Raw genomic sequence first — 12913 nt, forward strand, 5'->3', positions numbered from 1 at the left:
AAGCACTTATGGATACACTTCAGATACGGCATAAATTTTGCCTATGGTCTTGGACATCATTACAACAACAGGGAGGAGTATCTGTGACCAAATCATGCCTTACCGCTTCAAAACAATCAGAAGCCGGACTCGCCGACATTGTTGCCTGCGACTCTGAAATTTGTCTTATCGACGGAATAGATGGACGACTGCTTTACCGCGGTTATGATGCCCTTGAGCTTGCAGGAAACAGCACCTTCGAAGAAACCGCCTATCTACTCTGGTATGGTTGTCTTCCCCGGCCCACTGAATTCAAGGCATTTCTCTCAGGCTTCATCGGCTCCATGGCTCTGCCTGTAGAGACCGTGATGATTCTCAGGATGTTTCCGAAAGTCGCCACTCCTATGGAGGTAATTCGCACCGCCGTATCCTCTTTAGGTCACTGGGACCCCGATAGCGGAAACACCGGGCTCGATGCCTGCCTACGCAAAGCACAACGCCTCACTTTCCGCATCCCTCTGCTCATTGCCGCTCACCAGCGTCTTCGCCAGGGGCTGGAACCCATAAAGCCCGAACCTGGTCGCGGCATCGCTTACAACTTTCTCTATACTTTGCAGGGAAAAGCGCCAGACCCGATTATTGAGCGTGCATTCGATGTGGCTCTTATCCTTCACGCAGACCATGAGCTGAATGCATCAACTTTCGCGGCACGTGTGACTGCCGCTACCATGTCAGATATCTATTCTTCGGTCACCTCAGCCATTGGAGCCCTGAAAGGGCCTCTACACGGCGGAGCGAATATGGAAGTGATGCAGCTTATCGAAGAAATCGGCACACCGGATAAAGCTGAGCGAATCATTCTCGGAAAGCTGGCAAACAAAATGAAAATTCCGGGATTCGGTCATCGTGTCTACCGCTGCGAAGACCCACGGGTACACATGCTCAGGGATTATGCCGACCAGGTTACCAGTTACACCGGCAACACAGTCCAATTCGAAATCACCAGGGAAATAGAACGAGTCGTGCGACGTGAAACAATGGTTTTCCCCAACGTCGACCTGTATACAGCCTCACTCTACAACGCCATGGGACTACCGCAGGAACTATTTACCCCCATTTTTGCCATCAGCCGGACTGTGGGCTGGACCTCCCATATCCTCGAACAGTGGGCCAACAACAGGCTCATCAGACCACGTGCCGAATATACCGGTCACAACAACCTCAATTACATCCTGATGGAGGAGCGCTCATAACCCTCCTGACGACACTGCGGCTCCCAGATAACGGATGCCGCAGTACTCCGTTGCGAGTAACATATCGAGCATTTTATGAACTCAGTACTCGTCATTATCGACAGCATCGAACAGTGGGAGCCATACTACAAAACTCAAAGCATCACCACCGCACTGGATTATCTGCAGAGCGAGAATCCCGATCAACATTCTCACCTGATTATTAATCTCTGCAATAACCTCTCGTACCATTCCGAAGGCTATTATTGCTCACTACTGGCGCAAGCTCGTAAACACAAGGTCATTCCCAGCATCGACACTTTAAACATGCTGGAAGCCGATATTCCGGCAAAGCTGGAAAGTTCCCTCGTCCGTCATTGCAAATGCAACGGTGAGCTGCCAACCAACCCGATAAACGGCCTGCTGCAGCTCGACATTTATTTCGGCACCTGCGAAGACCCGCGATTTGAAAAGCTTGCACGCACTATCTTCGACCGCTATCCCGCACCGCTTTTAAGAGCGGAGTTCAGTGCAAACCAGCACTCACATCTCTGTAGCCTCCGCACTCTGAACCTCGAAGAACTGACAGATCATCAGCAGGACCTTTTCGCCAACGCTCTGGATGCATTCAACAAAAAAGTCTGGAGGGAACCTCGCAGCAAAAAACCAGCTCGCTATGACCTTGCTATATTCCATGACCCGGAAGAACAATTCCCGCCCAGCAACCGTGCCGCACTCAATTTGTTTATCAATGAAGCAAAAAAGATGAACATCAACGCGGAACTCATCACCGAAAGGGAATCTTCACGCCTCATGGAGTTTGATGCACTCTTCATCCGTCAGACGACTGCGGTAAACCACGTCACATACCGCCTCGCCCAGTCTGCCCAGCATGCTGACATGGTGGTTATAGACGATCCGTCGTCCATCATTCGCTGCACCAACAAGGTATTCCTCAAAGAATTGCTTGATCGTTTTGGAGTCCCGGCACCTCGCTCATGCCTGCTTTTTCGTACCAACTCTTTAAATTATCAGGGCGTTGCGAACCAGCTTGGCCAGACAATGGTACTGAAAATCCCCGATGGTTCTTTTTCCGTTGGGGTGAGCAAGGTCGAATGTGAACACGAGTTTAACACCATGCTTGATACGCTCTTCACCCGCTCCTCAATCATCCTGGCCCAGGAGTTCCTGCCCACAGAGTTTGACTGGCGTATCGGTGTGCTGAATGGTGAACCGATTTTCGCCTGCAAATATTACATGGCACGTGGCCACTGGCAGATTTACCACCACAAGGCCGGTTGTTCCACCCGCTCCGGCCGGGTCATGACTGTTCCTGTCCATGAGGCACCAAGAAATGTCATCCGGCTGGCTGCAAAAGTAGCAGGGGCAATCGGCAAGGGCTTATACGGTGTCGACATTAAAACTGTAAAATCCACAGCTGTCGTTATAGAGGTAAATGACAACCCCTCCATTGACCACACCATAGAAGATAAAATTCTTGGTAATGAACTCTACCGGATCATCCTTCGCGAGTTTGTTCGACGTCTTAACGCCAAGCGCAGAGGGTAATAATGCTTCGTGTCCTACCAGCCACCATTGTTGACCTCGATGCTTTGGAGTCTCTTGAAATGCAGGTGTTTGACCATGATCGTTTTTCGCGCAGACAATTCAGGCATCTGCTGACCAAAGCTCATGGAATTACCCTGAAAGCCCAGAAACAAAACAATATCATCGGCTACATGACCCTGCTCACCAGAACCTGTAGCCACACCATGAAAATCCACTCCCTTGCCGTGGATAAAAACTCACAGAAATGCGGCGTTGGCACCCTTCTCCTGAGACAGGCTGAACGGGTTGCTGCAAACTATGACCGGACAAGTCTGAAACTGGAAGTCTCTGAAGATAACCCGATAGCTTGCCGGCTGTACCTTTCCCATGGCTATACTCTTCAGGGCAGACGTCCTCACTATTATCAAAATGGCAGCGCCGCGCTTATTATGAAGAAAAACCTCGCCAACCTGGAGCACCAGCCATGATCCACCCGAACACTGAAGTGAGATATATTAGCGACAATATAGGATTCGGCCTTTTTGCAACTCACAGAATCCCCATGGGCACCATCACCTGGACCCTTGATCATCTCGATCGCATATTCACCCAAAAGGAGATGGACGCTCATGATGGACGCTATCAAGAGATTCTGATGAAATACTCTTTCCGCAATAAAAAAGGGGAATACGTGTTCTGCTGGGACAATGGCAAATTCATAAACCACAGCTTCAACTCAAACTGTTGTTTGACACCATATAACTTCGAAATTGCCATTCGTGACATCGAAAAAGACGAAGAGCTAACGGACGACTATGGTTACCTCAACATCATCGAGCCATTTGAGGCGTTGCCCGAAGGCGGGGAGCGTAAAATGGTCTACCCCGACGACCTGCTCCGATATGCAGATAGATGGGATAAAAAACTGCGGGCGGCCTTCCCGCTCATAGACAACGTGAGTCAACCGCTCTATCGCTATATTGAAAGTGATATCCGTAATCAGCTTACAGATATCAGAAATGAACAAAGGGAACTGCTCTCAATCATGGAGTGTTACTATCCGGGAGGCTGATATCTCCCCCAAAGAATGCATGAGCCGCTTCAGCAACTGAAACAGCTCATGCATTTTATGTATTTATCGAAATAACACCACTGCCGTCAACCAAGGGAACGGACCAGACGCCCAAATCCACCAGGTATTGTGCCGGAAGACCAGAATGCACGCCCCTGTTTGAAATCAACAAACCAATACCCGCCAGGTTTCCTTCTTGCCATTACAAAGATGAACGGCTGCTTTTTAGAAAAACAGGGGTGCAGGTGCACACCCTTGTCATTTACCTCAGTCTCCATCAATGACATTGCTTCTTCGAGAGTCGGCAGTCGCCAGTCGTGATAACCGGCAAAGCCATCCATGTTCAGTTGCTCGATTTCTTTTCTCTGATGGCGGATAGAATTGATGTCCAAGCCTTCACGCTGCCACATCAACCGGGTCTTCAGATCGATGACCGTATGCTCGTTACCGCATTCCACCAGGCAGTTATCGAATCGACCGGAAGGATTATGCTCGCTATCATAGAAATTCCATTTCCTGATCAACCCGGCGACATCCTCTTCCTGGAGATACTCCAGCTCAACAGGCAGATTCACTTTCTCACCACCATAACCGGTAACGCTTACATCCGGCAACGCAGGTCCCATATCCTCAATCTCATTCTGGTCAATAACCGGAATGACCAGCGATGAGTTCTTATCATCAAGCACATTCGCTATAAGCCAATCACGGAGCTGCTGGTTGATAGCGAAACTCTGCTCGAAAAGGGCAACGCTGCCCTGCTCTGAAACACATTTTTTCATCATCTCCATGGGAGCCTTGATTTCAGCTACCACCTTAGCGTGTTTCACGGCCCGCTCCATCAGACACAATTTAGGTTCATCACCCCAGTCGTCGATAAAGAAGTAATACACGCACTCACTGTTGTTTCGAACACGTTCACGTCCGCCCCAGGACTCAAAGGTACCAAAGGTTAACTCTGGCCTCATTTCCCAATCTATTGGACTGATCACCCTGTCTCCGACTGTAACCTTATGAAACATTCCCATAATCCCTCCTATATACAGGTAAAAATTTAACCTGTTTTTTCACGCTCCCTATGCCTTCAAATTCAATACATGGATGCGCTATACTAACTGTATTCAGTTGTCCATTCTGGTGATAACCATTTCGACCTGGAAATGATTCTAATAATTATTCTCAACTATGTCCAAAAAAAATTTACCCTGGGAAATAAAAAGAGGCTATCCACTGCCGCTGGGGGTGACGACCCTGAGTGAAGGAGTCAATTTCGCCCTGTTTTCGCGAAATGCAAGTACGGTTACTCTGGTTCTGGAGAGCGCATGCCAAGAAGGATCAGAAACACGCTATGAGCTGCAGCTTACTCCCTCAGAACACAAGACCGGCGATGTCTGGCATATCCTGCTTGAAACCCACGAGTGCGATTTTACCTATGGCTACCGGATCGATAGCGATAAGCCTGCTTCTGGCTCTTGTTTTAACCATGCAGATATTCTGATAGACCCCTACTGCCACGCCCTGTCTCCACGCGCCTGGGGGACCAGAGCACAGTACGGCAAAGCGCCGTGCTGCAAAATCATTAGTCACGACTTTGACTGGCAGGATGATCGCCCACTCAAAACCCCTCTTTCCGAAACCATCATTTATGAACTGCATATTCGTGGCTTCACCAAACAACTGGCAGAAAACCAGGCGGCGGCTGGTAGTTATGAAGGGTTGATGAAGCAGATCCCATATCTCAAGCAGCTCGGCGTGACAGCTGTTGAGCTTATGCCCATTACCGAATTCGATGAAAACGACAATGACTTTGTAAACCCTGAGACGGGAGAGAGGCTCAAGAATTTCTGGGGCTATAACCCGGTATCCTTTTTCGCCCTGAAATCAGGCTATGCCATTGATCCTGAGAATCATATCAACGAATTCAAGACGCTGGTCAGAGAATTGCACCATGCCAACATAGAAGTCATCCTCGATATTGTTTACAACCACAGCGGCGAGGGCGGTTATGACGGCACCACCAGCAGTTTCAGGGGCATAGATAACTCAGTCTATTATCTGCTTGATCCAGAAGATCAGAGTTATCTCAACTTCTCAGGCTGCGGCAACACCCTGAACTGTAACCACCCGGTCGTTCGCTCCCTTATCATTAACTCCCTGCGCTACTGGGTTATTGAAATGCACGTGGACGGCTTTCGCTTTGACCTCGCCTCAATCCTTGGTCGCGACCAGGACGGGAACGTACTTGCAAACCCACCGATGATCGAGCAGATAGCGGAAGACCCTGTACTACGGGACACTAAAATCATCGCGGAAGCATGGGACGCGGCCGGCCTGTACCAGGTTGGCAGCTTTTCCAATGATACCCGCTGGGGAGAATGGAATGGGCGTTTCAGAGACGACGTACGGGCCTTTATGGCAGGCCACGGCGGAATGGTCTCACGACTCGCCAGTCGCTTTGCCGGCAGTTCCGATCTCTATCAGGCCAGTAGGCGTGGTCCATTGAGTTCCATTAATTTTTTAACCAGTCACGACGGTTTTTCGCTCTACGATCTGGTCAGCTATAACCGCAAGCACAACCTGATGAACGGAGAAAACAACCGGGACGGTGACAACCATAACCTCAGCTGGAATAGCGGCCGTGAAGGCACACCAGTCTCTCCGAAAGTTGAAGAACTGCGGCTGAGACGCATTCGCAGTATGCTGACCATCCTCATGTTTTCCCAGGGAGTGCCAATGATCTGCGCCGGAGACGAGTTTGCCAAGACCCAGTCCGGCAACAACAACGCCTGGTGTCAGGATAACCCCATCAGCTGGCTCGACTGGCAACTTATGGAACACAACAGGGACCTGTTGAGATTTTTTCAGCTCTGCATTGCCCTGCGCCGGAATCACCCGGTTTTTCGGCGGGAAAACTTCTTTGCTACCACAGACTCCAGTACACCCAATGTGCCGGAGGAGATTGAATGGCAATACCTCACCCCCGGCGAACAAAACTGGTCAGCTGACTGTCACGGCCTGGGTGTGCTGATCCATGGCAAACGTCAACACCTGAGTCGTGACGATGATTTTTTCATCATGATGAACGGTAACATCGAAAAAAAACTTCATTTCATTCCCCCCGATGTACCACCGAATAATAACAACAGAAGCTGGTCAAAAATAATTGATACCGCGGCTGTTCCCCCCAAAGATATCATCCCCCGCGGTACTCCGCTTGATAGTGGAATCCGTTCCATTAGAGTGGCCAACCTGGCAGTGGTCGTCCTGCAGTCTTTGCCGGAGGTCTTGTAATCACAACACCTTTTTTAAGGGTTCGTTCGCCATTGCTTCCCCCTGACAGTCTGAAAACTCTTTGGCATCAGTTGCCTGCTGTGTTAAGATCCGGCTTCTATTAGATATTTTCTTTTTTTTCTCGCTGTCTGGAAAACATTTGATTTTCGGCTGGCTCCAATCCACATCCACTGAAATTACCATCATGTCCGCAACTCCCCCGAGAAACAACAACGTAAAGCCCCCTTTCCTGATGATCGGAGATTCCCTGGTAGCCGGATTCGACTGGCAGAACCGATTGCCTGCCTTTGAGGTATTGAATTTCGGTATTCCAGGATTCACCACCGGTGAACTGCTCACCTCGCTGCCTCAGATTCAGAAAAAATGCTCCTCGCCCAAACTTATCCTGGTGATGATCGGTACCAACGACTTCCTGATGGGAAATCATGATTTCACGGAAGATCTGAAAAAAATTGTGGTCTGGCTGAGCAATAGCTACCCGGCAGCGGAGACAATGGTCAATAGCCTGCTGCCGATCCGATGTCCCCATGACCATGAAGCAATAATTGAGATAAATCGAATAATTGCAGGCATCTGCAGAGACACTGCCAGCTGCTATATAGATGTCTACAGTCGATTTACCAAATCAGATATCGAGCTCTTTGAGACGGACGGTGTTCACCTCACGGACGCCGGATATGAACTGTGGACAAGAACCCTTTTTGAGTACGTTGCCTTTCTCATGGAAAATGATTAATCTGTCGCGCGATGTATAATCAAATATTCGTCCAACAGGAGATCATATGCAAAGAAAATCCGTACTCTACATAGCAGCCGCATGCATACTTGGCCTGTCTGCCCTGACACCACCCAAAACCCAGGCCCAGGAAGTTGCAGGCATAGTCCTGGAAACCATGAACGCTGCGGGCTATACCTATCTTCAAGTTGATAATGGCTCCACCAAAGATTGGGTAGCCGTACCAGAGACCCAGGTACAAATTGGAGATCACGTAACATACAACAGCGGTATGGAGATGAGTGACTTCCACTCCAAGACCCTGGATCGCACCTTCCCATCCATTATTTTTGCCGGTGCACTGATTAATGGTACCGACCTCGGTGATGTTCCCGCACAACCTGTCGTAGCCGCAGTAGAGCCGGCACCTTCTAAAAGCTCTTTCGCAGATGCCGTCGCCCGCGAACAAAACAAGGCTACTGATGCACAGGATGTTCAGGGGGAAGCCAGCCCTGGCAGTACCGGTGCTATCGTCCCTTTCACTGACATCAAGGTCGAGAAAGCAACCAGCGAAAAAGGATACAGCGTAGAAGAGATATTTGCCAAGGCCAAGGAACTCAATGGCCAGACCGTACATGTTCGTGGCAAGGTAGTGAAATTCAACCCTAATATCATGGGCCGGAACTGGGTACATCTGCAGGATGGCACAGGAAACCCCATGCAGAATACCCATGACCTGGTCGTTACCACCAGTGATACACCTGATCAGGACTCTATCATTCTCATCGAGGGCAAGCTCTCCGCCAATAAAGACTTCGGCGCCGGTTATAAATACGAAGTGATTATCGAAGAAGCACGAATCGTTCAATAATCATTTATCAGGCGGGAGCATTATCATGCATTTCGTTCTTGTCGGGCCTGGCGCCCTGGGCTGCCTGCTGGCGTCCAGGCTCGCAACTGCCTCAAAAAAGAGGCAGCACCGGTTCACCCTTATTGACCACAACTCCACACGAGCTCAACAGCTCAATCAGCGCGGTATACTCTACAGCCACAAGGATCGGCGGGAGACTACACACATCCCGGTTTCGTCCTCTCCCACTGAGACAGGTCGAGCCGATGTGGTAATACTCTGCGTAAAATCATACGATATCGAAAACTGTCTGCGCTTTTGCAGCCCGCTGATCGGTGAAGGTACCATTCTCTTATTTATGCAGAACGGTATTTCCCATATCGGGGTCCGGTTGCCAGTCAGAAATTGTCTCGCCCTCTATGGTACTACCACCGAAGGGGCTACGCTTACTGGTGCGGGTGAAGTGTTTCATGCCGGTAAAGGCCTCACCCAGGTTGGCTTCCTTGAAAAGCCCGCATCTCCGGATGCCATGGAGAACCTTGATCAACTACAGCAACTTTTTAACAGTTCCGGCCTTAAAACCCGAGTTGTGGATGATATCCTCTCCCGGTTGTGGACCAAGCTGTTGGTAAATACAGGAATCAACGGGCTTACGGCAACACTGAACTGCACCAACGGAGAGTTGCTTACGCTCCCTGGCCTCCCTGAACGCATGGAGCGACTGGTGGCCGAAGCCTATCAGATAGCCCATGGTTCCGGCATACACGTGCCAGAGGATTCGTTTGAGATAACCAAGGGGGTCTGTGTTAAGACTTCCGGCAATATATCGTCCATGCTGCAAGATGTCCGAAAGAAGCGACGCACCGAGATCGAAGCCATCAATGGTGCGGTGGTCACCGCTGCCAAAAAGCTGGGGATTGACGCCCCGGAAAACCAACGCATCGTCAGAGAAGTGAAGCAGCTGGAACGTCAATACCTGCAACACGCTGGAATATCAATATGAAAACCGATTTTAAAATACTCCCCCACGAGCTTGGGTTCGATCTTGACGGTGTTATTGCCGATACCGCCGCAGCCTTTTTGAAAATTGCCTGTGAAGAGCATAACTACTGCTCATTCACCCTCGAGGACATAACCAATTTCGAACTCGAACACTGTATCGGCATGCCGAAGGACACAGTGGAAAAGATATTTCTCGACATCCTTAAAGATTCCCTGGCAACAGGCTTGCAACCCATGCCGGGCGCGATACCGGTATTAAACGAGCTCGCCGCCAAAGGACCAGTCACCGTTATCACCGCCCGCCCCATAAAGCAGCCGGTTATAGACTGGTTCGATACGTTCCTGCCACTCCCCACGCAAAAGGCCATCAAACTGGTAGCAACCGGCGACCACGACGATAAACTGCGCTACATCAAGGAACATAAGCTGAAATACTTCATCGATGATCGGGCGGAGACCTGCAAAGAGTTGGCCAGGGAGATTATTCCCCTTGTGTACAGCCACCCATGGAACAGGAACCGCCACGACCTGGCAACCGTGGAAAACTGGCAGGAAATCCGTGAGCTGATTGTTCTGGATTGAAGTACCTGCTTCATGCCCTTTCGCCCCAAGCTGGAGACCTCAATGAAATGTCCACACTGCAGCAAAGAGATCGCTGTATACCGCAATCCTGTGCCCACCGTAGATATCATCATTGAGGTTGACGACAGAATCGTCTTGATAGAACGAAAGAATCCCCCTTATGGCTGGGCGCTCCCCGGTGGTTTCGTAGACTATGGCGAATCTTTTGAGCTAGCGGCAGTACGAGAAGCAGAAGAGGAAACCGGACTTGCGGTACGTGGCCTAGCGCAATTTCGCACCTACTCGGACCCGGAACGCGATCCACGCCAACATACCGTCTCAACGGTTTTCATCGCCCAGGCCGACGGACAACCTGTAGCTGGCGATGATGCAGGCAAGGCAGAACTTTTCGACCGTGACAACCTGCCTGAACTGGCCTTTGATCACGCCAGGATTCTGGCTGATTATTATCGGTTTAAGAACGGAGAGAAATAGGACGTTGGACGTTGGACGTTGGACGTTGAAAAAAAAAGGTGCACCTGGAAATTTCCAGATGCACCTTTTTTTATTTAAGCAGAGTTTGCAGAATCATGAAAGCAACCAGACCCGCCCCGACGGATCCATAGAGCAGGGCTCAGGGGATGCAGTCGCTTCCGAACTTTCTGGAGATAAGAAAGAAGCTTGAAATTCCAACTACTCCGGATATCAGCAGGATAAGCAGGTCCATGTCTTCACCTTAAATCTTGATTCTGGTACCCGTCCTTTTGCGAAGTCTGATCGACTTGGGAGTTACCTCAACCAGTTCATCATCATTGATGTAGGCAATGCAATCCTCGAGGGACATAATGGTCGCCGGGGTGAGAACAACCGCATCGTCGGTACCTGAAGCACGCACGTTGGTGAGTTTCTTGCCCTTACCGGGGTTGACCACCATATCGGCGGGACGAGCATTCTCACCGATAATCTGCCCCGCATAAAGCGGTAAGCCCGCTCCTACAAAGAGTTTACCGCGATCCTGCAGGTTAAAAAGCGCATAGGCTACGGAAGTGCACGGCTCTTTTACCAGCATCACACCGTTGACGCGGTTGATGATATCACCTGCATATGGGCCATACTCATGGAAGACATAGGCCATCATACCCATTCCTTTGGTATCGGTCATGAACTGGGAACGATAACCGAGCAAACCGCGGGTCGGAATGTGAAACACCATACGAACCATGCCGTTGTTGGTGCTCATCTCTTCTATGGTACCTCTCAGCTTGCCGAGCTTTTCGATAACCGGACCCTGGAATTCCTCGTCCACATCGATGGTCAGTTCCTCGTAGGGCTCCATCAGCTTGCCGTCCTCTTCACGCATGATGACCTGAGGGCGGGTGACCTGAAATTCATAATCTTCGCGACGCATCTTCTCAATCAGAATAGAGAGATGCAGCTCACCTCGACCGCTCACTTTAAAACCAACTGCATCGGTCAGCGGCTCGTACTGCAATGCCACGTCAGCGAGAATCTCGCGCTTGAGACGGTCCTCGATATGACGGGAAGTAACGAACTTACCCTCTTTACCGGCAAACGGAGAATCGTTAGGGATAAAGTTCATGGAGATAGTCGGCGGATCAATGGTGATCAATGGCAACGGCTTAGGATTATCAGCGTCGGTAAAAGTAACACCAACGGTTACATCCTCCATACCGGCAATGGCCACAATCTCACCTACACCAGCCTCTTCGACCGCAACCTTTTCATCACGCTCGAAGCGAAAAATCTTGGATATACGGATCGGCTTAATAGAACCGTCACGGCGAGCAACAGCAATGGGCTGGTTAATCTTCATCCTGCCGTTTACAACCTTACCAATACCGAGACGTCCAAGGTACGGAGAATAGTCGATGGTACCCACCTGCATCTGCAACTCGGCACCTTCATCGCCCACCGGAGCAGGGATATGGTCTATGACCATCCTGGAGATCGGGTCCATATTGCCGCCGTCCACGCGCTCATCGCCGAGCTCGAACAGGCTGTATCCTTCTTTGGCAGAAGCATAGACCACAGGGAAATCAAGAATATCGTCAGGCGCATTGAGTTTTACGAAAAGATCGAACACCTGATCCACAACCCAGTCACAGCGAGCTGCGGGTTTGTCTATCTTGTTAATCACCACGATGACAGGCAGATTGTTCTCCAGTGCCTTTTTCAGAACGAAATAGGTCTGAGGCATCGGGCCTTCCTGGGCATCAACCAGCAGCAGCGCGCCGTCTGCCATACGCAATACACGCTCCACCTGCCCGCCAAAATCGGCGTGACCGGGGGTGTCGATGATATTAATCCAGTGATCAGCAAAGGCATAGGAACCGTTTTTGGACGTAATGGTGATGCCACGCTCACGTTCAAGATCCATGGAGTCCATCAATCGTTCCGAGACCTGCTGATTATCTCGGTACATTCCGGACTGTTTGAAAAGTTGGTCAACCAGGGTGGTTTTACCGTGGTCAACGTGGGCGATAATTGCCACATTACGTATTTTGCTCTGTTCCATCGTGTTTCCTCAGTGATCCTGCCGGCTGTCGACGCTACCGGGACCCGGTAACAATATGCACTGCACATGCAGTTGAAAATAAAAAAGCAACGGGAGTGATTGTGTTGGCAGCTTTGTGCGCAAAAAA

14 protein-coding genes are annotated in these 12913 nt (G+C 50.2%); 11 read left to right on the forward strand and 3 right to left on the reverse strand.

Going from position 1 to position 12913, the window contains the following annotated elements; all coding sequences use genetic code 11:
- The first annotated feature begins 83 nt into the window (after positions 1-83).
- From ACN5NT_RS13020 to ACN5NT_RS13035, 4 genes are all read left to right on the forward strand, one after another.
- Complete coding sequence (locus ACN5NT_RS13020) at positions 84-1232, forward strand: citrate/2-methylcitrate synthase (RefSeq protein WP_419175694.1); 1149 nt, start codon at positions 84-86, stop codon at positions 1230-1232.
- Positions 1233-1307: 75 nt separating this feature from the next.
- Positions 1308-2780, forward strand: a complete 1473-nt coding sequence (locus ACN5NT_RS13025; RefSeq protein ID WP_419175695.1) for a RimK family protein — start codon at positions 1308-1310, stop codon at positions 2778-2780.
- Between the two features lie 2 nt (positions 2781-2782).
- The gene (locus tag ACN5NT_RS13030; RefSeq protein ID WP_419175696.1) at positions 2783-3247 is read left to right on the forward strand and encodes a GNAT family N-acetyltransferase; all 465 of its coding nucleotides are present in this window, start codon (positions 2783-2785) and stop codon (positions 3245-3247) included.
- Positions 3244-3831, forward strand: a complete 588-nt coding sequence (locus tag ACN5NT_RS13035; protein ID WP_136795616.1) for an SET domain-containing protein — start codon at positions 3244-3246, stop codon at positions 3829-3831. Before ACN5NT_RS13030 ends, ACN5NT_RS13035 begins: the two co-directional genes overlap by 4 nt.
- 86 nt (positions 3832-3917) lie before the next feature.
- Here ACN5NT_RS13035 and ACN5NT_RS13040 read toward each other — a convergent pair whose 3' ends face one another.
- Positions 3918-4859 (reverse strand): DUF1566 domain-containing protein, encoded by a 942-nt coding sequence (locus tag ACN5NT_RS13040; RefSeq protein ID WP_419175697.1) that lies wholly within the window; start codon positions 4857-4859, stop codon positions 3918-3920.
- 157 nt (positions 4860-5016) lie between these two features.
- On the opposite strand from ACN5NT_RS13040, the gene glgX reads away from it, so the two are divergent.
- Entirely contained in the window at positions 5017-7122 is a 2106-nt protein-coding gene (glgX, locus tag ACN5NT_RS13045; RefSeq protein ID WP_419175698.1) for a glycogen debranching protein GlgX, read from the forward strand.
- Here glgX and ACN5NT_RS13050 read toward each other — a convergent pair whose 3' ends face one another.
- The gene (locus ACN5NT_RS13050; protein ID WP_419175699.1) at positions 7123-7308 is read right to left on the reverse strand and encodes a hypothetical protein; all 186 of its coding nucleotides are present in this window, start codon (positions 7306-7308) and stop codon (positions 7123-7125) included. It abuts the gene before it with no gap.
- Between ACN5NT_RS13050 and ACN5NT_RS13055 the strand changes: the two genes are divergently transcribed.
- From ACN5NT_RS13055 to ACN5NT_RS13080, 6 genes are read left to right on the forward strand one after another with little or no spacing between them, the layout of a single operon-like run.
- Complete coding sequence (locus ACN5NT_RS13055; RefSeq protein ID WP_136795619.1) at positions 7307-7858, forward strand: GDSL-type esterase/lipase family protein; 552 nt, start codon at positions 7307-7309, stop codon at positions 7856-7858. The genes ACN5NT_RS13050 and ACN5NT_RS13055 overlap by 2 nt on opposite strands.
- Before the next feature lie 46 nt (positions 7859-7904).
- Positions 7905-8708 (forward strand): DNA-binding protein, encoded by an 804-nt coding sequence (locus ACN5NT_RS13060; RefSeq protein ID WP_136795620.1) that lies wholly within the window; start codon positions 7905-7907, stop codon positions 8706-8708.
- Between the two features lie 25 nt (positions 8709-8733).
- The gene (locus ACN5NT_RS13065; protein ID WP_136795621.1) at positions 8734-9690 is read left to right on the forward strand and encodes a ketopantoate reductase family protein; all 957 of its coding nucleotides are present in this window, start codon (positions 8734-8736) and stop codon (positions 9688-9690) included.
- The gene (locus ACN5NT_RS13070) at positions 9687-10271 is read left to right on the forward strand and encodes a 5' nucleotidase, NT5C type (RefSeq protein ID WP_136795622.1); all 585 of its coding nucleotides are present in this window, start codon (positions 9687-9689) and stop codon (positions 10269-10271) included. Before ACN5NT_RS13065 ends, ACN5NT_RS13070 begins: the two co-directional genes overlap by 4 nt.
- A 42-nt stretch (positions 10272-10313) precedes the next feature.
- The gene (locus tag ACN5NT_RS13075) at positions 10314-10745 is read left to right on the forward strand and encodes an NUDIX domain-containing protein (protein ID WP_419175700.1); all 432 of its coding nucleotides are present in this window, start codon (positions 10314-10316) and stop codon (positions 10743-10745) included.
- 25 nt (positions 10746-10770) lie between these two features.
- Complete coding sequence (locus tag ACN5NT_RS13080) at positions 10771-10935, forward strand: hypothetical protein (RefSeq protein ID WP_419175701.1); 165 nt, start codon at positions 10771-10773, stop codon at positions 10933-10935.
- Between the two features lie 51 nt (positions 10936-10986).
- Here ACN5NT_RS13080 and typA read toward each other — a convergent pair whose 3' ends face one another.
- Positions 10987-12786: a translational GTPase TypA gene (gene typA, locus ACN5NT_RS13085; RefSeq protein WP_136795624.1), complete on the reverse strand. Its 1800-nt coding sequence runs from the start codon at positions 12784-12786 to the stop codon at positions 10987-10989.
- Between the last annotated feature and the right edge of the window lie 127 nt (positions 12787-12913).

This window comes from Desulfosediminicola sp., assembly GCF_048381775.1.
Lineage (GTDB): Bacteria > Desulfobacterota > Desulfobulbia > Desulfobulbales > Desulfocapsaceae > Desulfopila > Desulfopila ganghwensis.